The sequence below is a fragment of the Hallella seregens ATCC 51272 genome, from assembly GCF_000518545.1.
GTDB classification, from domain to species: domain Bacteria; phylum Bacteroidota; class Bacteroidia; order Bacteroidales; family Bacteroidaceae; genus Prevotella; species Prevotella seregens.
In genome coordinates, this window is the sequence record NZ_KI912453.1 from 90,639 (window position 1) to 110,794 (window position 20,156).

Annotated in this window: 11 protein-coding genes; 4 read left to right on the plus strand and 7 right to left on the minus strand. The window is 62.2% G+C overall.

All coding sequences use genetic code 11. The features are described 5' to 3' along the window. Window positions 1-548 precede the first annotated feature (548 nt). Window positions 549-1,526 (minus strand): ROK family protein, encoded by a 978-nt coding sequence (locus tag L888_RS0112865; protein WP_005847081.1) that lies wholly within the window; start codon window positions 1,524-1,526, stop codon window positions 549-551. Window positions 1,527-1,773: 247 nt separating this feature from the next. Here L888_RS0112865 and L888_RS0112870 point away from each other — a divergent pair, with 247 nt between their 5' ends. From L888_RS0112870 to L888_RS0112890, 4 genes are all read left to right on the plus strand, one after another. Further along, window positions 1,774-2,343 (plus strand): L-threonylcarbamoyladenylate synthase, encoded by a 570-nt coding sequence (locus L888_RS0112870; protein ID WP_027953186.1) that lies wholly within the window; start codon window positions 1,774-1,776, stop codon window positions 2,341-2,343. A gap of 69 nt (window positions 2,344-2,412) precedes the next feature. Next, entirely contained in the window at window positions 2,413-4,185 is a 1,773-nt protein-coding gene (locus L888_RS0112875; protein WP_027953187.1) for a chloride channel protein, read from the plus strand. Window positions 4,186-5,034: 849 nt separating this feature from the next. Continuing rightward, window positions 5,035-5,493 (plus strand): hypothetical protein, encoded by a 459-nt coding sequence (locus L888_RS0112885; RefSeq protein WP_027953189.1) that lies wholly within the window; start codon window positions 5,035-5,037, stop codon window positions 5,491-5,493. Window positions 5,494-5,504: 11 nt separating this feature from the next. Next, window positions 5,505-5,933 (plus strand): D-Ala-D-Ala carboxypeptidase family metallohydrolase, encoded by a 429-nt coding sequence (locus L888_RS0112890; protein ID WP_027953190.1) that lies wholly within the window; start codon window positions 5,505-5,507, stop codon window positions 5,931-5,933. Window positions 5,934-6,227: 294 nt separating this feature from the next. On the opposite strand, the gene L888_RS0112895 is transcribed toward L888_RS0112890, so the two are convergent. The 6 genes from L888_RS0112895 to L888_RS0112920 all read right to left on the minus strand — a co-directional run bounded on the left by L888_RS0112895 (window position 6,228) and on the right by L888_RS0112920 (window position 20,145). Then, on the minus strand, window positions 6,228-9,107 hold the full coding sequence (locus L888_RS0112895) for a hypothetical protein (RefSeq protein ID WP_027953191.1): 2,880 nt from the start codon (window positions 9,105-9,107) through the stop codon (window positions 6,228-6,230). Between the two features lie 221 nt (window positions 9,108-9,328). Beyond that, entirely contained in the window at window positions 9,329-11,233 is a 1,905-nt protein-coding gene (locus L888_RS0112900) for a RagB/SusD family nutrient uptake outer membrane protein (RefSeq protein WP_245594892.1), read from the minus strand. 53 nt (window positions 11,234-11,286) lie between these two features. Beyond that, window positions 11,287-14,604, minus strand: coding sequence for a SusC/RagA family TonB-linked outer membrane protein (locus L888_RS0112905; RefSeq protein ID WP_052323314.1), 3,318 nt, complete (start codon window positions 14,602-14,604; stop codon window positions 11,287-11,289). Further along, window positions 14,588-16,246, minus strand: a complete 1,659-nt coding sequence (locus L888_RS0112910; RefSeq protein ID WP_245594893.1) for a fasciclin domain-containing protein — start codon at window positions 16,244-16,246, stop codon at window positions 14,588-14,590. The genes L888_RS0112905 and L888_RS0112910 overlap by 17 nt, the downstream gene beginning before the upstream one ends. A gap of 56 nt (window positions 16,247-16,302) precedes the next feature. Continuing rightward, window positions 16,303-18,369 (minus strand): fasciclin domain-containing protein, encoded by a 2,067-nt coding sequence (locus L888_RS0112915; protein WP_027953195.1) that lies wholly within the window; start codon window positions 18,367-18,369, stop codon window positions 16,303-16,305. Between the two features lie 18 nt (window positions 18,370-18,387). After that, entirely contained in the window at window positions 18,388-20,145 is a 1,758-nt protein-coding gene (locus tag L888_RS0112920; RefSeq protein WP_027953196.1) for a RagB/SusD family nutrient uptake outer membrane protein, read from the minus strand. Window positions 20,146-20,156: the final 11 nt, after the last annotated feature.

Here is a 20,156-nt window from a genome sequence, read left to right on the forward strand (position 1 = left end):
TGCGCCCCGATTTTTTCCACGAAAAAAGATGTGGGCTTTCTCCTGCCAACCATCATTCTTTCACGCGGCCCCTTTCATTCTTTCATACAAAGCGCATCATTCTTACCTCTTAAGTGCATCATTCTTTCACACAAAGTGCGTCATTCTTTCACGTGGAGTGCATCTTTCTTACAGTATAAGCATGTCATTCTTACACGCAGAGACGCAGAGACAAGGAGTTTTTAGCTATTGCATAGCCTCCTTGTCTCTGCGCCTCTGCGTGAAAAGAACTAAACACCGTCTTTTTTATCTCCGCATTTCTGCGTGAAAAGAACCAAGCACGGTCTCCTCGATCTCCGCATTTCTGCGTGAGAAGAACTGTACGAGGCCTCCTTATCTCTTTGTCCCCGCACAAAGTCTCCACCGCGCAGCCTCCTTTTCTCCGCGCCTCTGCGTGAAAAACCGATGCGCTTTGCGTGAAAGTTCACCGCGCGCAGCGTGAAAGAACGATGCACCCCCACGTGAAGTCTCCAGTGCGAAGCACTCAGAGGGGCCTCCAAAATCTCATATTAGAGCTCCCACCCCACGGCCGACGCACCGAGCACAGCAGCCGAGCTGCCGTCGAGGCCGCTGATGAGGAACTTGGCCTTGCCCTTGAAGATGTTGAGCACGTGCTCGTCGTAGCTCCGCTTGATGGGATCCATGAGCAGGTCGCCGGCCTTGGTCAGGCCGCCGAAGAAGACGAAAGCCTCGGGCGAAGAGAAGGCGGCAAAGTCGGCACAGGCCGCACCAAGCATGCTGCCCGTGAACTCGAAGATGTACTGGGCCAGCCTGTCGCCATTGCCGGCGGCGATGCTCACGTCGAGCGAAGTGATGTCCTCGGGCCGCATGTCGCGCAGCGTCGAGGGCTCGTCGGTGGTCTCGAGCAGCTCGCGGGCCGTGCGGGCCACGCCCGTTGCCGAGCAATAAGCCTCCAAGCAGCCCTTGCGGCCACAGCCGCAGGGCCGGCCGTTCTCCCGCACGGTGATGACGTGGCCCAGCTCGCCGGCGAAGCCGTCACTGCCGTACACCACCTTGCCGTCCACCACAATGCCCGAGCCCACGCCCGTGCCCAGCGTCATCATGATGAAGTTTTTCATGCCGCGGGCCACGCCATAGGTCATCTCGCCGATGGCCGCCGCATTGGCGTCGTTGGTCAGCGCCACGGGGATGCCCAGCTCGCGCGAGAACATGTCGGCCAGCGGCACGATGCCGTTGTGGCCCCACGCCAGGTTGGGGGCAAACTCGATGGTGCCCGTGTAGTAGTTGCCGTTGGGCGCACCGATGCCCATTCCCTTGATGGTGCCGATGCCGCCCACCTGGTCCACGATGATGTGCAGCGCGTCCACAGAGGCTTTCACATAGTCCTCCACCCGGTCATAACCCTGCGTCTTGATGGCCGTCGTGGCCTTGATTTCGCCACGGCTGTCCACGATGCCGAACACAGAGTTCGTGCCTCCAAGGTCCAGACCAATGACGTAAGGCTTCAAAAATTCCTGTTCGTTCATTGTATATATACCTTTTAAGTTAGTAATACGTCTCATGCGGGGGCCCCGACATGCGAAAAGGGCCGTATCACGCCATGATATTGGTGCAAAGATAATAAAACATTTGAATAATACACCCGAAACGCCTTTTTTTTTGCCGCAGGGCCGGCAACGGGCAGACGATGCGCAACGGTTAGCGCAAAACGGGCTTAAAAAAACGCCGTAAAGGCTTGTTTGCCCGCAAAAGAATTGCTATCTTTGCGAGATAATGACACAGGAAGAAGACATCAGGAACGCCGTGCGCGTGCTGCGCGAGGGCGGCGTGATACTCTATCCCACCGACACCGTGTGGGGCATCGGCTGCGACGCCACCAACGCCGAGGCCGTGGCCAAGGTCTACGACATCAAGCAGCGCGACGACTCGAAAGCCCTTATCTGCCTCGTCGACTCAGACGCACGCCTGCAACGCTACGTGCGCCAGGTGCCCGCCGTGGCCTGGGAACTGCTCGACGCCGCCGTGAAACCCACCACTGTCATCCTCGACGGGGCCGTGAACCTGGCCCCCAATCTCATTGCCGACGACGGCAGCATAGCCCTGCGCATCACCCGCGAGTCTTTCTCCCGCGAGCTGTGCTACCGTTTCCAGAAGGCTCTCGTGAGCACCAGTGCCAACATCAGCGGCCAGCCCGCCGCCCAGAACTACCGCGACATCCCCGAAGAGCTGCTCCGGCGCGTGGACTACGTGTGCTGGTCGCGCCGTCAGGAGCACAAGCCCCACACCCCCAGCTCCATCATCAGGCTGGGCCCCGCGGGTGAAGTGAGCGTCATCCGCCCGTAGCCCCGCACCGCCTCTTCCCACACCCCGCCTACCCATCCACCGTCAACCCCACCACCATTCCCACCGCACGTGACTGACAAGCTCATAGCCTGGCGCGAAGCCCACCTCACCGACAAGCAGGCCACATCCGTTCTGGCCTTTGCCATCGGCATCCTGGCCTCCGTGGCTGCCTACGTGCTCCACCTGCTCATCCGCCTCATCGAGCACCTGCTCACCGAGGATTTCATCCCCGAAGCCCCCAACTGGCTCTATCTGGTGTTCCCTGTTATCGGCATCTACCTCACCTCTTTGTTCATCAAGTACATCGTGCGCGACAACATTTCGCACGGCATCACGCGCGTGCTCTACGCCATCTCCACCAAGCAGTCGCGCATCAAAGCCCACAACTGCTGGTCGTCGGTGGTGGCCTCGGCCATCACCATCGGCTTCGGCGGCTCCGTGGGGGCCGAGGCTCCCATCGTGCTCACGGGCTCGGCCATCGGCTCGCGCCTGGGCCAACTCTTCGGCATGGACAGGCGAACGGTGATGCTTCTCGTGGGCTGCGGCTGCGCGGCGGCCATCTCCGGCATCTTCAAGGCTCCCATTGCCGGCCTCGTCTTCACGCTCGAAGTGCTCATGATCGACATGACCATGAACTCGCTCGTGCCCATTCTCGTGGCCAGCATCACGGCCGACATCTTCTCCTACCTCTTCACCGGCACGTCCACGCTCTTCGCTTTCCACCTCGACGGCGCCTGGGCCGTAGAGCGCGTGCCGCCCACCATCCTGCTCGGCGTGTTCTGTGGCATGGTCAGCCTCTACTTCATGCGCACCATGACTTTCTGCGAGGGCCAGTTCGCCCGCATGAAAAACCATCCCTACGGCAAGCTCCTCGTGGGCGGACTGCTGCTCAGCTCGCTCATCTTCCTCTTCCCCTCGCTCTACGGCGAGGGCTACAGTGCGCTGGACACGCTCATCGGCGGTAAGACCGAGGCCGACTGGAGCCAGGTGATGGACGGCTCGCTCTTCTACGGACACTCCGAGCTCCTCGTGGTCTACGTCTCCCTTGTGATGCTCACCAAGATCGTCGCCACCTCGTCGACCAACGGCGCCGGCGGCTGCGGCGGCACCTTCGCCCCCTCGCTCTTCGTGGGCGGCTTCGCGGGCTTCCTCTTCGCCCGGCTGTGGAACATGGAGCAGCTCGGCGTCTACCTGCCCGAGAAAAACTTCACCCTCCTGGGCATGGCCGGCGTCATGGCCGGCGTGATGCACGCCCCGCTCACCGGCATCTTCCTCATTGCCGAGATCACAGGAGGCTATGCACTCTTCGTGCCGCTCATTGTAGTGGCCGTCGTGAGCGTGATGTTCATCAGCATTTTCGAGCCCCACAGCATCTACGCCATGCGCTTGGCGCGCGAGGGCAAGCTCGTCACCCACCACACCGACAAGAGCGTTCTCACGATGATGAACATGGCATCGCTGGTCGAAAAAGAGGCCGTCAGCGTAGACCCCGACATGTCCATGGGCCGCCTGGTCAACGTGCTCACCAGCACAACCAACAGTTTTATCCCCGTCCTCGACGAAGATCGCCGCCTGCTGGGCGTCATCGACATTGGCAAGATACGCCACATCGTGTTCCGCACGGAGCTCTACCAGAAGTTCCGTGTCAGCCAAATCATGACGCCGCCGCCCGCCACCCTCTACGACAACGAGCCCATGCAGGAGGTGATGGCCAAGTTCGACGCAACCCATGCCGAGGTACTTCCCGTGGTCGACATCAACAACCGGCTGCGCGGCTACGTCAGCAAGGCGCGCATGTACAGCGTCTACCGCCAGATGGTGGCCGACTTCTCGGCCGAGTAGCCCCGCCCCCTCTTCTCCCCGCACCGCGTCCGTACCTCCCCACGCCCTGCCCGTTCCCACCCCCTCCCCAGCCTTCCCGTCCTCCCCTCACGGCATCCCCATCCCCCTTTCCGTGGCCAGACCGTCTCCCCTCACCGCTTCCCCCATCTTTCTTCCACCTCATCCCCATCTCCTCCTCACGACTTCTCTTTCCTCTCTCCACGGCTTCCCGCCTCCCCCTCCACGGTATCTCTTTCTCCCCTCACCGCCTCCCCCATCTTTCTTCCACCGTTTTTCACGGTTTCTTTACACCGTTTTTGCGCCTCCGTTACACCGTTTTCGCGCCCCCGTTACACCGTTTTCGCGTTGTCTTTGCGGCGTTTTCATCGTGCCATGACGGCCTATTGCATCCCGCAAATATCCCCTATGCCATCTTATCATGGCCTATTTCCTCCTATAATGTCCTATCCCTCCCTCTGATTTCAGCCCAAACCATCCACCGTGCGGGCCGGCTTTCGTGCCGGCCCACACGGAAATTCGCAAGCCGGCACCCCTGTACTCCCACCACCGACACACAAGAAAGAAAATACGAAAACCTTAAAAACCGTTAATCGCCACCAACCCATCAACCCGCTGTGCCACAGCCATTTCACCCCGAAATGGCGTACCCCAACCCCCGGCACGCCGAAAAATATTTGTGAAGCCTGGTTTCATGGACTACCTAATGAAGTTTAAAGAAACACCCGTTTTCTTGGAGACACGGGCCGGGAGCCCTAACTTTGCCGGCAACAAGATGAAAAAAGAAAGGACGAAGACGCGTAAAGACGCAATCCTTGAAAAACAAAAAAATAAACCCTCAAACCACAAATCATGAACAACGACAAGACAAAAATCTATCAGGCAACCGCTGCCCGCCCGCAAGAGGCGGACGCAGCAGACGACGAACTGCAACAGATGCGCCGGCGCATGGAGCGGCGGCAGGAGGCCATGGGCCGCATGACAGCCGACCTGCAGTGGCTCATCGGCCAGCCCAGCGGCAGCCTCACGTGGACGGGCACCCAGCGCGACCTGGTGGAAATGGTGCATCTGGTGTGGATGCGCAACGCCGTGACCGACCGCCAGGGACGGCCCTGCACGCAGAACGAACTGGCCCGACGCGCCTTCCGCGCCGTGGGACGGCCCGTGCCGCCCTCGCTGCCCCGCATTGTCAGCCGCGTGCAAAACCGTGTGACGGCAGGGCTCTCCATGGTGGAACGCTACGATCGGCTGGCCGGACAAGGCTGCACCATCGCACACTTTGTACAACACAACAACCCAACCCAACCTTAAAACACACAACCATGACGACACAAGAGAGAGAACACATCAGCGAACACTTCACCTGGTATGAACTGACACGCTCGGGCGCGGCCCTGGAGCACGCCCTCGACAACACGCCCAACGACCGCCAGCGACAGGCTCTCCGCGCCCTCGCCGAGAACGTGCTGGAGCCGCTGCGCCGCCGGTTCGGGCCCATTGTGGTGTCGAGCGGATTCCGCTCGCCGGCGGTGAACCGGCTGGTGGGCGGCGTGCCGGGCTCGCAACACCTGCGCGGCGAGGCGGCCGACATCGTCATCGGCGACGTGGACCGCGGCCTGCGCATCTGCCATCACATCCGCCGCCACCTCGACTTCGACCAGCTCATCTTCGAGCCCCTCGGCTTCCCCACGCCCCGCTGGCTCCACGTGAGCTACACCGCGACGCGGCGCAACCGCAGGGAGATGGTCTGAACGCCGTCGCCACCGCCCCTCCCTTTCTCACGGATTGCCCGGTCTTTTCTCACGGATGACATGGGGTTTTCTCACAGATTCCACAGAGTTTCTCACAGAATTTCATGGGGAAGTCTCACAGATTCCACAGATTTCACAGATGCTGCGCGGTGAAAAGCCATAGAAATTTTAGGTGCGCAGCATCTGTGAAATCTGTGGAATCTGTGAGAAAAAACCATGGAGTTGTAAGAAATGACAGGGTATTTGTGAGAAAAAACAGGGGAGCAGCCCCACGGAATATCCGTGGGAGGTGCGTCAGCGGGCCCCCAGCATCTTCCCCTGCGCCGTCACCCCAGCCGCAGAAACACGGAGGCGGGAGGGACGGCTGCCATTGTAAAGGGTGGCGCGGAACTCGCCGTTGGCGTCGAGGCGGGCGTTGGGATTCCAGTAAAGCGTGCGCCGATAGTCGGTGGGAGCGGCCGGACGGCTGCGGCTGTAGTCGGGGCTGTAGTGCTGTAATGGCCGTTCGATGCCGGGCAGCAGGTAGCGACGGTCTCGGTAAGTATGGCGCGTGCCGTCGCCGGGAATGAGTTCATAGACCACGGCAACGTCCGTTTGGTTGAGCTCTTCGGTGTGCGGGTCGGCAGGTCGGCGGGGTTCATAGTCGGTGTAGAAGCGGAAATTGCGGATGCGCTTGAGGTGCAAGTCGGCGAAAACGCTGGTCGGCGTCCGGTTCTTGACGCTCTCGACCACGGAGCTGAAGTTCTGGAAGAAAGTGTAATCGTCGAGTTTTCCCAGCACGTTGTAGTCGCGGCGGCGGTTCATGTTGCCGTAGACCGTGAGGCAGGCCACGGGCGGAAAGGTGCCCATGTTGGGCACGCCCCACGACAGGCCGCGATCCGTGGCCTCGTTATAGAGGTCGTAAGCATCGACCACATAGGCCGGGCTGTTGTAGTCCATGGCCCTGCGCGAGCGGCGGCGGGCCTCCACCCTGACGGTGGAGAGCGTGTGGTCGGCCGCCATGCCGGGGGCCGAGACCGTGTCGGAGGGCAGCAGCAGGTCGGGCAGGTGGGTCTGGTAGAAGCTGTAGGGACGAGCAAAGACAGGATAGAACAGGTCGCGCTTGACGTAGAACGCGGGGTAGGCCTCCTCGTCAAAGCGGTGCTTGTCGCGGCGTGAAGAGAGCGCACGGCGGGCCGAGTCCTTGGGCTCGTAGGCCGTGAGGAAGAGCACCGCCCGGTCGTAATAGGGCGGCAGCCGGAAGCTGAAGCGGCCGCCGTCGTGGGTCAGCTGCGTGAGCCCCGCCACTTGCCCGTCTTTCACCAGCTCGCCCTCGACCAGCACCTCGTGTTTCAAGCCGCCATGGTTCACGCCAAGATCCCCTTTTAGTTCAGCCGATTCGCCGGCGGCATCGGTGGTTGCACCGGTGCCGCCGTTGCCGTTTCCGCGGTCGGCTGTGCCGGCCGACACATCGCCGCCGGCCGTCAAAGCGTCGCTGCCCTCCGTCGCAGCACCGCCCGAGAGCACGGCGACGGGGCGGCCGTTGGCATCCACGCCGCCCGTGGTGACAGCCTCCTCGGCTTGCCGCAGCCCTTTCTCGGCCACGCCGGGCCTGTTGTTGAGCCCCTCCACATCGGTGAGCCGCAGCATTTCCACACTCAACTGCTTGTTGACGGATCCCTCCACGGTGAGCGCCGTCTCGGGTTCGTAGCGCAGCGGCGTGGGCACGAGGCGGCCCAGCCCGGCCGTGGAGGCGGTGCGCTCGAAGCGGCTGTACTTGCGCCAGCCCTGCACCAGCATGAGCAAGTCGAGGGCTTCGCGGTGTTCTTCGTCGTCGTCGGCGAAGTAATAGGCCGGCGAAGCGACGAAGCCCCGCAGGTCGCTGCAGAGGAGCATCGAGGCCAGCAGGTCGCCGTCGTCGTAGGTAGTGTCGTCGGTGCGACTGTCGCGCACGCTCACCGACACCGTGGCGCCCTGTGCCTCGGGCGGAGCCGAGAGGGTGAGGTCGACGGCTTCGTAGGGTGCGTAGTCGGCCTTGTCGGTGGCGGCGCGCAGCGGCAAGGCCCGGTCGTGATGGTTCACAAAGAAGAGACGCGAGGCCAGCACGCAGCCCCGGGCGTCGTAGACCTGCAGTTCGTTCACGCCCGAGGGCAGCCGACGCTCGTCGGGAACAATCTCGACGGGGGTCGCGGAGCCGGCCGTCGGGGCGGTGGCAGGCCCATCCGCAGCCGCGCCGGGCAGCCGACCGAACAGGCAGAGGCGCCCGCGGCAGAGCACGGCCCAGGCAGCCGGCCGCGCATCGGGCGTGGACTGCAACGAGAAGTGCAGCCCGCGGCCCCGACGCACCACGGCCCCGGAAGCCCCGGCGCGGGGCAGGGGAAAGGCGTAGGTCTTGCCCAGCCACACAAACGAGAGCTCGGCACGCCTCCCGGCGGCGGGCGTAAGGTCGAACGTGCCGCGGCCCATGTGGACCGTCTGCACCGTGATGGGCTCCCCCTGGCCGGAGAGACGGCCCGCCAGACTGACGGCCTGGCCGTCCTGATTGGTAAGCTCGAAGGCCACGCGGCTGCGCAATCCCTCCACGAGCAGCCCGCCCTCGGGATAGAACGCGCAGTGCAACTCGAGGCGGGCAGGGGCAGACATCTCCATCTTGGGCCGGCCGGCCATGTAGCGGCCCGTGTAGTTGCCGGGCTCGGCGGGCCGTTCATAGACCGGCAGCACACGGCTGTAGAGGTCGTCCCAGTCGCGGTAATAGTCGGCGGCCATGCGGTCGTTGTAGAATCGGTGACGGTCGTCGCGGGTGTAGCTGCGCGACGAAACATTGAAATTGAGCATCCAGCGGGTGTAGGCCCGCAGCTCGTAGTAGCCGCTGTAAAGGCTGTCGGGCAGGGCGAACTGGCCGCAGCTGTAGCCCTGGTCGGCCACCACGACGCGCTGTCGGGCCACGACAAGCCCGTCGGGCGAGAGCAGTTCCACGTAGAGCAGCCGGCTCATGTCGGTGGGACAAAGCGAGTCGGCCCGCAGCACGTAGGCCTTGTACCAGAGCGTGTCGCCGATGAAGTAGCAGGAGTTGTCGGTATGCACGTACACCTTCTCCTGAATTTGCGGGTGTTGCCGCAGCCGCTGCTCCAAGGAATCGAGGGGAGAGGCGGAGGCCGAGAGGCAGCAGAAGAAAAGCAAAAGGACAAGCGGCATGGCGGGAAGAAGAATAAGAAAAGGAATGAACCGACTTGCGCCGACGCACACACACGGGCTGCAGCCCTGCACGATACGCGTTCCGGCAACCCTTGGAAGCGGCTGCGGCCCTGCACGATGCGCGTTCCGGCAGCCGCGGCAAGCCGAATGCGGATGCCCGCCCTCCCCCCAACTCCCTCCCTTGCGGAGAGGATTGGGAAGAGGGCGGGCAGCTTTTTCCCCTACTCGAACGGCAGATACCAGTTGGCAGGGTTGGAGAGATCGACGGCGGGACTGCGGTACCGGAGCTTGCGGGCCAGCCACTTGCCGCCGAAGTCGGCGCCGAAAGTGGCAGCGGCGTTCTTGTGGCGGGCCAGCCGCATGAGGTCGTACCAGCGCGTTCCCTCGAACGCAAACTCCAGCTGGTACTCGTCGCAGAGCAGGTCTTCCATGGCATTGATCCGGGCGGCCAGCGTGTCTTGCGCCGTGGTGCCGACCGTGAGGTTGAAGTCGCGGCCGATGTCGCGCATCTTTTTGTCCACCACGGCATCGAACTGGTAGGGCGAGCGGCCGGGATAGTTGCCGTCGCTGGTCACGCCGGCACCGTGCTGGTGGATGCCCCAGTTGGTGGCCTCGAAGTTGGATGCGGTGTGGGCCGGGAAGAGAGCGCGATTGGCAGCCGAGAGCAGCGGGCAGCCGTTTTGCAGCAACGACTTGGACTCGGCCGAGACATAAGCCGCCGTCGAGTCGAGCAATTGCTCGGTGACGCCCTCCTTGAGGATGGCAAAGGCGACGTCGGGATGGCCCATGCGGTTGAGCGCCTCGGCCAGATGGAGGTAGACGGTGGTGTTGCGGAAGAGGATAATGTTGCCGTTTTGGTACTTGGTCACCCACTGCATGGTGGAGTCTGCGCCCTCGCCCTGACGGGTGGCGGCGGCCAGACGCTGGTCGCCCAGGGCCGCCCGGCCCACATACTGCTGGGCCAAGCCGCCGGCAACGTTCTGGAAATAGTAATAGGCGGTGCTGTCCGACAGCGTGCGCAGCGGCTGCGAGGGCACCAGCTGAATCCTTTCGGAATAGAGCTCGGCCGCGGAGTTCACGGTGGCGTAATAGTTGTAGCCGAAGGCTTGGGGCACTTGCGTGGTGGTGCCGCGCAGGCGGTTGACGGCCATGGGGATGTAGGAGATGATGTCCTGCGTGGCGTTGGGCCTGAAGATGGCGGCCCACTGCGTGCCGCCCTGCAGGCCGGCCATGTCGGCGGGGATGGCTTGCAGCTGGGCCATGGTGCGGGGGGCGAGCTGGCTCGCCATGCCCTGCGCGTAGCGTGTGCCCGAGGGTTTGCCCACGGCGGTGATGTAGGTGGCGTAGTGGCGGGCGGCGGCGGCATAGTCGCCGGCCTCGAGATAGAGCTCGCCGAGGATGACATCGACGGGAATGTAGCACAAGGCCGTGCGCACTGTCTTGGCCGAACCGAAGTTGGTGGAGCCTACACCGTGGTCGCCGCCGCCGTTAACGGGGACGCTGTAACCCGTAAACGGCTCGAGATCAACGGCTAAACGCGCCACGATTTCGGTGAGATCGAGACGCGGAAAAGCGTTATTCTCAATCTGGGAAATGCTCGTGAGCGGCTCGGTGAAGAAAGGCACGCTGCCATAGTTGCGGGCCAACTGCAGGTAAGCCCAGGCACGAAAGGCCTTGACGGCGGCATACTCGTTCTTCACCACATTGGTGGAACCGGTGAGAAGCGTGGTGTCGCGGTGGGCAATGTAGTAGTTGCAGTTGTTGATGACGCGGTAGTAGACGTAGGCCGAGTCGTAGCGATTGGCAGCCGTGGCCGAGAAACCGTAGAGCTGGCGCAGGTTGTTGTCGGTGTAAGCGGTGGTGGCCACGTTGTCGCCGCGCAGCTCGCCCTGGAAGACATACTGGTCGGCCGTGTGCTGCATGGCCTGCATAATGCCGAAGGCGAAGAAGAGCGAGTCGGTCTTGCGGTTGAGGTCGCCGCCGAAAATCTGGCGCGAGTTGTCGGCCTGGAGCATGTCGCCGCATCCGGCCAGCGTGCCGGCGAGGAGCGTCAGGCCCAGCAGGGCGCGGCCCATGGCGAGGAGACGGCGGTGTGCGCGCCGCTTCGTCTGATGGTATAAAGTCATGATGTTCATTTGCTTGTTCTGTTCTTGGAATGTAAACGGAGGGGCTGACGGGGCTACAGATTGATTTTGAGGCCGAACTGGAAGCTGCGGCCCTGGGCGAGGTTGCCCGCGTCGATGCCTTGATAGAGCACGCCGCCGGCCACGCTGAACTCGGGGTCGCTGCCCAGATACTTGGTGAGGGTGACGAGGTTGTTGGCCTGGGCCCAGACGGAGAGGCCCTGGAGCCACGTCCAGCTGCCGGGGACGGGCAGCTGATAGCTGAGTCGCAGGGTCTTGAGACGCAGGTAGGAGCCGTCTTCTATCCAGCGGTCGCTGAAGCGGTTGTTGCCCAAGGGGTCGCCATAGGCCACGCGCGGCAGCGTGGCGGCCTGGCCCTCGTAGCGCCAGCGGCCCACCTCGGCCACCTGCTGGTTGTAGAGCGTGGAGCCGCTGTTGAGGATGCTGCGCTGGTAATTGTAGACGTCGGCGCCGAGGCTGTAGTTGAAACCGAGGTCGAGCGTGAGGCCGCGCCAGCCCACGCGGGCGAAGATGTTGCCGTAAAGGTCGGGGTTGGGGTCGCCGATGACCGTCTTGTCGGCCTCGGAAATCTCGCCGTCGCCATTGCGGTCGACGAAGTGCACGTCGCCGGCGCGGAAGTAATTGCGCCGGCCGGTGGCGTCGGTCGTGTAGAGATAGCCGTCCTTGCCGGCGGCACGGGCGGCGGCGTCGGTGGCGAAGACGCCGGCCGTGCGGTAGCCGTAGAACAGGCCCACGGGGTTGCCCACGGCGGTGAGCAGGTTGTGGTCGCCGTAGACCGAGCTGGTGTAGCTGCCTCCGGGTAGCCGCGTCACCTTGTTCTTGTAGTGGCCCACGCTGACGCCGAGCTCGGCGTGCCAGTCGCGTCCCACCACGGGCTTGCCCGTGAGCGTGGCCTCGAAGCCGGTGTTGCGCAGCGCGCCGCCGTTGGTCCAGTAGTTGTTGATGCCGCCGATGGGGTTCCTGAAAGTCATGAGCGTGAGCAGATGGCTCACCCGGTTGACGTAGAAATTGAAGTCGAGGCCCACGCGGTTGCCGAGCAGGTAGGCCTGAAGGCCCACGTTGAGCTTCTTGTTGGTCTCCCACTGTATCTTGTCGTTGCCGATGTTGGTGAGCTGCAGGCCCGTCATGTCGTAGAGGAAGCGTACGGCAGAGAGCGACGTGCGGGCGGCATAGTTGGAGATGTCGTCGTTGCCGCTCACGTCGTAGCCGGCGTTGAGCCGCAGGTAGTTCACCACGCCATGCTTGGGAAACCAGTCCTCATGGGTCATGACCCAGCCCAGCTGCACGCTGGGAAAAAGGGCCCACACGGTGCCCAGGGCCTTGAGTCCGCCGGCATTCTCGCCGAAGCGGCTGTTGGCTTCGGCGGCTAATGAGAGGGTGAGGAAGTAGCGGTTCATGTAGTTGTAGTCGGCGTTGCCGTACCACTTGATGGTCTTCCACACGTCGTTGGCTCCGTGGATGCCCTGATAGCCGGTGGTGGAACTGAGGGCAGGGTTCTTGTCATTGGTCACGCCGGTGTACTGCGTGTTGAGGTTGTTGTCGTCGAACGAGAAGTAAGTGTACCTGAATCCGCCGAAGGCTGCGAGCGTGTGGCGGCCGTATTGGCGGTGCCAGTCCAGATGGGTGTCGCTCACCACGTTGATCTCCTTGGAGAAGAGCGAGGCGGCCATGGACGTCACCGTGCCCAGATCGGCTATCTCGAACGGGGGCACGCCGCCGTAGGGGCGGTGGTAACGCTGGGCGTTGCGGTCGAGGTTGTAGCTGAACATCGTGGTGAGTGACAGGCTGCGGCTGAAGGTCCACGTGGGCTCCACGCGCACATTGAAGTAGGTGTTCTCGGCCTTGTTCTTGTTGTCGCCGTCGGCATTGCTGAGAATGGCCACGGGATTGGCCAGTCCGTAGCCGCGTCCGAGCTGCGAATAGATGTCGTCGTAGTCGGAAAGCAGACTCGTGAAGCCGCCGATGACGGCATTGTACTGGTACGGACTCACGATGGGAGCCTTGATGAGCGAGAGGAAAGCCGGCGAGGTGACGGTGCCGGCGGTGAGGTCCGGGGCGATGCCGGCGTCGAAGACGCGGGCCGTGGTGCGGCTGATGGAGATGTCGAAGCGCGTCTTGAGGTTGTAGAGGATGTTGATGTCGGTGTTGAAGCGCACGTTCATCCGGTCGAAATTATTCTTTTCGACGGTGCTCTGGTCGTTCTGATAGCCCACCGAGAGGTTGTACATGCCGATGTCGTCACCGCCCTGCACGTTGATGCTGTAGTTCTGAGTCACGGCCGTGCGGTACACATAGTCGGTCCAATCGGTGTTGTTGTGATAGATATTATAGTAGTATCCGGCCGGGTTGTCGTCGAGGAAGTGGTAGGAAATGGGCTTGTCGAGCCGGGTGTTGGCCTCCATGGTGCCGAGCATTTCGGTGGCGTAGTTGCGGTATTGGCCGGCGTCCATCATCTTGGGAAGCCGTGGCACGAGCGCCACGCCCATGCCGATGTTGGCGTCGATGCGGGTAGCCATGGAGTGGCCGCGCTTGGTGGTGATGAGGATGACGCCGTTGCCGCCGCGCGCGCCGTAGAGGGCGGTGGCGTTTTTGAGCACGCGCACCTCGTCGATGTCGTCGGGCGAGAGGTTGGCCAGGATGTTGTTGAACTGCCCAAGATGGAGCGAGCCGCGGTTCTGCTGCATGTCCTGCTCGATGCCGTCTATGACAATCAGTGGCTGTGCATTGGCATTTAGCGAGTTGAAGCCGCGCACAAACATGGCCGCCCCCGCGTCGGGCGTGGCCGAACGCATGATGCTTCGCACGTCGGCCCCGAGGTTGTTCTCGATGTCATTGTCGATGGTCACGCTGTTGCTGGCGGCCCGAAAGCTACTCTGGGCAGTGATGACGGTGCCGTCCGGGTACATGCTGCGGTACCTGTCGGCCAGCATTCGCACGGCGATGGTCTGGGTGGAGTCGCCCGAGACCACGCCCACCTGCTGGGCCAGATAGCCCGGCGAGTGCACGTAGAGGCTTGTGGTGAAGACGGGCACGCTGATGCGGAAGCGGCCGTCGGCCCCTGTCATGGCTGCGAAGAGCGCGTTGCCGAGCGTGCGCAGCTGGATGCCGGCCAGGGGCTTGCCCGTGGCCTGGTCGGTAACGGTGCCGCGGAGCGTCATCATCGGGTACTTGTGGGCGGGGCGGAGCGGGCGCGCGGGCTGCTTGATGGCGGTCTCCACCTCCTCGGTCTGGGAGGCATTGTCCTGCGCCGAGACGGGAATGCCGACGGCGAAAGCAAGGGCACAGAGGGCCAGCCTCAGGCTGCGGCCCTGCATATAAGGTGTGGTGGTCTTCATTTTATTTGGTTGCTTCATATTCTTCAAGTTCGGCAGGTCTGAGAATAAGGCCTGCCAGACGGATGTCGCGGGTGTATTTGGCCATCATCGGCTTGTTGAACACGTTGAAGTCGGTGGTGATTTTCAGGTTGGGCCTCACCTCGGCGTTGGGCAGTCCGGCGTAGCACACGGGGAAAGTGAACGTTCCCACGGCCACGGTGTCCACGCGGGTGGGGTCGTTCTCCACCTTTTGGTTGAGCTTAGCAACGGCCAGCTTGCCGGCGGCATTGCAGTAGCTCAGGGAGAAATCGAGCTGGTTGGGCTTCAGCTCGGCGGCTGCACCCTCGTCCCAGGCGGGCACAAGCACGGCGTAGATATTGTATTTGACCGACATGACGCCGGGCAGCAGCACGTCCACCTGCGGCTTGGCGTAGGGGCTGGAGGCGACGGCCTGCAGATAATGGTAGGTGGCGACGCTGTCGTTCAGCCGGACATCCAGCCGAAAGTTCTTGCCCGTGCCGTTCCATGTGCGGCTTGTCGAGGTGGTGGGCATGAGGGCAAGCTCGCGCGCCCAGCCGTCCCAGGAGTGCACGGCCAGCGAGTCTGCAAGGCGGGCGAAGCCGTTGCTCATGCGCTGTTTCAGCGTGGTGCGGCCCAGATAAGCCGTGGGATTGGAGACGGCGATGCCGCCGGTGGTGAGGATGGTGTCGGTGCTCGTCTGGCCGGCGTCCTCCACCCACCGGTTGTAGGCGTTGCGATTGTTGAAGACGAGACTGCCCATGAGCAAGAGACGGGTAATCGAATCCGTCATGTAGGCAGGGTTGACGGTGGCCGTCAGCTCGGGCGCCTTCGTGGCCGAAGTGGCATTTTTGATGTCCTGCGACAAGGTGTTGCCAATGTAGCGGAAGCTGGACTTGATGCGATTGCACGCATCTGTCCAAGCCTTGTTGGAGGGCATCAGCATGGTGTACGAGGAATCCTCGCGGTCAATGTAGGCTCCGAGCTTGCGAAGCATGGTGTTTGTGGTGACCATCACCGAGTCGATGTAGGTCTGCTTGCCGTTGACCACCGGGCCTACCACCGACTTCGAGGGGTCGAGCCGAGTGAACTCGTAGCTCTTGAGATAGCTGCGCAGCGAATCAACGCCCGTTGCTTCGTCGAGAAACTCGTAGAGATTGGGGTAGAACGTGGCCATGCCGTCGAGCAAGTGCATCGTTCCATTGGAGCTGGGCAGGTTGGGTTGGGCCAGCTTCACGTCGCCGAAGGTGTAGGTTCCGGCCCCCGTGAGGTCGTAGGACTTCTCGTTGAGCGTGTGGATGCGCTCCTGCACGGTGCCCGAGAGGGCGTGGTTGTACTCGGCAATGTGGTTTTTCACAAACTGTCGAAGCAGTGTGGCGCTGTCTTTCTGCATGAGGGCGGCGGCATCGTAGGTGCCGTTCTTCGGGGCCCACACGGTGTAATAGTGGGCGGCCGAGAGCTCGTCGGCGAAGCCGGCACGCTTCACCAGGGCGGCAAAGTCGGACAATTCGCTGTTCTGCGAGATGTTTTCCCAGAGCGTTTGGTTGGCCGACGCGGTGGCATCAACCGGCACGGAGTTGTAATCGTCGAAGTCTGAGCACGACGTGGCGGCGAGCACGCCGGCCGCCAACGCCATGAGGGCTATATGATGTTTGGTTCTCATCTTCATTCTTCTTCCAATTAATTTTGAATTCTGAATTGTGAATTTTGAATTATGAATTAGTACCAGTCTTCGCTGTACTGGTCGTTGTCAACGATGTTGACCGGCACGAACTCCACGAAGTCGAGCTGCCACTTCAGGTCGGAGTCGTCGTTGATGACGCTTTTGAAGCGGAACCAGAACTCGTCGCTCTGCTTGACGTTGACGCGTCCGAGCACCCGGCGCAGCGTCACCACGCCGTCGCCGCGGCAGTTTTTGGTGGTGGACTGGTCGCCGTCGTCGCCGGGATGGCCGCAGAAGCTGAACGGGCCGCGCATGTAGCCGCGGTTGTGCATAGCCTCGTCGGTGGCTATGCCGCGGTCGTCCTCGTTGTAGAAAGGCGTCCAACCAATGCGCGGGTCGTCGGCTCCGATGCGTACATCGAGCGGGATGCTCAGGGCATTCATGGTCTGTACGTTCTTAGACTTGCCCCAATAGAACTGCATCATGCCGCCGTGGCCCATGGGAGAGTAGAACAAACGGAACTCGTAGAGGCCCGAAGGCATGGATGGAAGGCGCACGGCGAGGTCGTACTGGCCCCAGCCCTGGAACGTGTCGGCCTGATAGGCACGGTAGTCTCCGCGCACGTTGGTGCGCAGTTTGGTGGAGTTTCCGTTGTAGCAGATGACGTCGTTGAAGTAGTTCACGGGGTAAGCCACGCGTGCACCGGAGCCCCCTCCGTTGAGGGCGCTGATCTCATTGGCGTACATATTGCGGAAGCCATTGTTGATAAGCTCCTCGAGGAACGTCTCGGCGTCGAGGCGCACGCGCTCGTTGAGCGTGCCGTTGGGCACGTGCTCGTCGTAGACCAGCATGCCCTTGATGGGGTGTATGTAGCCGTTGTAGGCGGTGATGTCGGTTCGTTCGATGACGATGCCGGGGTGCCTCACGGGGTGCATAGCGGCAGAGCCGCGCGTTCCCACCTCGTCGGTGAGCGTGTTGTTGAGCACCCAGCGGTTGATGTAGAGCGTCTTGCCGGGCTGTGGCTCCCAGATTTTCATCAGCGTGTGGGGCAGCATGGTCTCATAGTAGTCGTAGGGCTCGCCGCCGTTCACGTAGTTCCACTTGTCGGTGCCGGCGGGCACGCCGGGCTTGTCCTCGAACACCATCTGGTCCTGGGCCATCGACACGTAGAGGATGTGGTAGGCCACGAACATGTTCAGGGCGTTGAAGCGGTTGGTATAGTCGGTGCCGGTGCTCACGGCGATGCCTTTCTCGCGAGGATAGTCGTACCAGGCCGCGGCCCCGCCATAGACCCGATTGGCATAGGCCACGAGGTCGTCGAACGAGTTGATGCCGTTGGCTTTCATCACGGCGTCGGTCTCGGCAAAGATGGTGTAGCCCACCTTGCACTCCGTGGGCGTGAGCAGATTGTCGCCGTTGGTGTCGGTATGGTCGTAGTCCTTGGTGTAGGTGACGCCCTTGGTGCTCTGCTCCACGGAGTCGACAAGGCCTGTGCGGTGCAGGGCCTCATAGAAAATGGAGTAGTCCTTGAGCCGCTGCAGGGTGGGACCGAGCATGCGCGAGGTGCGCGGCACCACGCGGTCGACCACCTGCACCAGGCCGTTGGTCACCTCGTTGTCCTCGCTCACGATGGTGGCCGTGCTGTTGAGCACGGTGCGTCCCAGCGAGTCGACCGACGAAGAGATGGGCCGCCCGAGCATGGTGGTGATGGTGGCGCCGGAGCCGCCCATGGCGATGATGCTGTAAAGACCGTTGGTAAGGTGGTACTTGGCGATGTCGGTGCAGAGCGAATCGGTCAGTCCCTCGAGCGTGTTGGCGGTCATGCCGTTGTGTTCCACCACGGCTTCCTTGTCGTTCCAGAGGCTGTCGATGTAGGCTTGCACGGCGGCATTGGTCGGGGCATAGCAGGTGTACTGGCCGTAGGTGGCCATGTTGCGGTCGAGCCCGGTGCGCTTCAGGATGTAGCTGAACGCCGTGAGGTTGCTGTCGGCGGCGACGAAGCTCCCCACCGTCTGGCCTGTAAAGGTGTAAAGGTTGGACTCGTCGGGCTCCCTGTTGCAGGCGCCCAAGGTCAGGGCCACGGCCACAAGTCCCAGTCCTATCTTGAAAATGTTGTTGGTCATATCTGGTTTTCCTCCTGATTAATAGTTCTTGGTGTAGTCCTTGCCCGAGCCGTAGGCGGGGTTCTGCCGCAGGTTGGGGTTCACTTCCATCTCGCTTTGGTAGACGGGCATGTAGAGTTGGGGCTCGGTGCGCATCTTGGACGCGGCGGCCTGGCCGCCCGAGGCATACTTGCGTACCACAAGGTTGAGCATGTCCTGGCTGTTTCTCACGCGGGCGCGGCCCTCGGCTTCCTGCCGGTACAGCGTGGTGGTGTAGTCCACGCCGGCTACATGACGGTAGTTGTAGCGCAGGAGGTCGTACCACCGCTTGCCCTCGAAGCTGAGTTCGCGCAGCCGCTCGTTGAGCACGAGCGACTCCATGCCAGACTTGGAATTGTAGTATGACCACTTGAGCGAGTCGGACGAAAGGCTGCCGGAGTAGAGGGAACGGCTGTTCACGTACTGCACGATGTTGAACGCCTGACGCAGCTGCACGTCGTTGTCGTCGGCGGCAAGCTGGGTCATGGCCTCGGCCTTCATCAGCATGACGTCGGACAGACGGTAGAAGATGTAGTTCTGGGCAAAATGCGTGTAGGCCCTCTCCTCGCGGGCATAGGCCCCCCGGCTGGAGGGGTCGCCGGTGCCGGGCACGGTGGTGGAAATCATCTTGCGCACGTCGAACGACTCTGCGCCGCTGCCCACGGCGTAGACATTCTGCCAGTAGCGGTAGTCGGAGTTCTTGGCGGCATTGTTGTTTACGTAGACGACGCCGTTCTGGCCGAAGAGCGTCGAGGCCTTGAGGTAGCCCGTGGTGGAGCTGTTGCTGGCATACTTGTACAGCATCTGGCACAGGGCGGTGTTGCTGTTGTTGGCGCCGTCGAGCTGCAACTCGAAGATGCTCTCCTCGGCATTCTGCGTGATGAACAGGTCGGCGAAGGCCTGGTTGCCGTCGGCCAGGGGATACTCCTTGGGCACGGTCTCGTTGCGTCCGGGCTGGTGGGCGGCCCGTTTGGAGGCTATCACCTTGTCGCAGTAGGCCACGCACTGCCCGTAGTCGGCGGCCGAGTGGGCCACGCTGGCCCGCCACAGGTAGATGTCGGCCAGGAGGGCGTCGATGGCGTCGCGGTTGATGAGCCCCTTGCTGCGCCAGTCGGTGTATGCCGTGGGGTCGAGGGCGTTGCGCTCGGCCTCCTGCAAGTCGTTGATGCAGAGCTGCAGCACGCTGTCGGGCGCACTCTGGTAGAGGTTCATCGGCTCGGAGCTGTTCATGTAGGCATGGGCCGAATAGGGCACGTCACGGAAGTTGCGCACCAGGTAGAAGTAGCAGAGGGCACGCAGGGCGAGCATCTGCGAGCGGTCGACCTGGTAGTCGCCGTCGGTGTAGGAGGGGTCGATGGCCATCACACCACCGGCCCGACTGAGCACGATGTTACAGTTGTTGATGACGCTGTAGAGCGACGACCAGTTGGCGTAGGCGTTGGTAGTCTGCACGTTCACGGCGCTGAGCTCGGTGAGGGCGGTCTGCGTGGGTGAGCTCACGGGCACGAGTTCGTCCGACCGGAAGTCGCCCCACACGATGAGATTGTTGATGACCGACGTGGCGAGCATCGACCGATAGGCACCCGTCACCATCTCGCTGACGTCGGCTTTAGTCTTCCAGAAGTCTTCGTCCACGGTCTTATCGTCGGGCAAAAGCACCGTATCCACGCAGCCAATAAGGCTTAAAGGCAAGAGGAAAAACAGGCAGACGCGGCACGTTTTTCCCATTTTCTTGATGTGTTTAGCTATGTTGTTCATACGTTGTCTGC

What these genes read in the sequence shown, in the direction of transcription:
- L888_RS0112865 (WP_005847081.1), bottom strand. Translation starts at nt 1,526, where the DNA reads ATGAACGAACAGGAATTTTTGAAGCCTTACGTCATTGGTCTGGACCTT.
- L888_RS0112870 (WP_027953186.1), top strand. Translation starts at nt 1,774, where the DNA reads ATGACACAGGAAGAAGACATCAGGAACGCCGTGCGCGTGCTGCGCGAG.
- L888_RS0112885 (WP_027953189.1), top strand. Translation starts at nt 5,035, where the DNA reads ATGAACAACGACAAGACAAAAATCTATCAGGCAACCGCTGCCCGCCCG.
- L888_RS0112890 (WP_027953190.1), top strand. Translation starts at nt 5,505, where the DNA reads ATGACGACACAAGAGAGAGAACACATCAGCGAACACTTCACCTGGTAT.
- L888_RS0112895 (WP_027953191.1), bottom strand. Translation starts at nt 9,107, where the DNA reads ATGCCGCTTGTCCTTTTGCTTTTCTTCTGCTGCCTCTCGGCCTCCGCC.
- L888_RS0112900 (WP_245594892.1), bottom strand. Translation starts at nt 11,233, where the DNA reads ATGACTTTATACCATCAGACGAAGCGGCGCGCACACCGCCGTCTCCTC.
- L888_RS0112905 (WP_052323314.1), bottom strand. Translation starts at nt 14,604, where the DNA reads ATGAAGCAACCAAATAAAATGAAGACCACCACACCTTATATGCAGGGC.
- L888_RS0112910 (WP_245594893.1), bottom strand. Translation starts at nt 16,246, where the DNA reads ATGAGAACCAAACATCATATAGCCCTCATGGCGTTGGCGGCCGGCGTG.
- L888_RS0112915 (WP_027953195.1), bottom strand. Translation starts at nt 18,369, where the DNA reads ATGACCAACAACATTTTCAAGATAGGACTGGGACTTGTGGCCGTGGCC.
- L888_RS0112920 (WP_027953196.1), bottom strand. Translation starts at nt 20,145, where the DNA reads ATGAACAACATAGCTAAACACATCAAGAAAATGGGAAAAACGTGCCGC.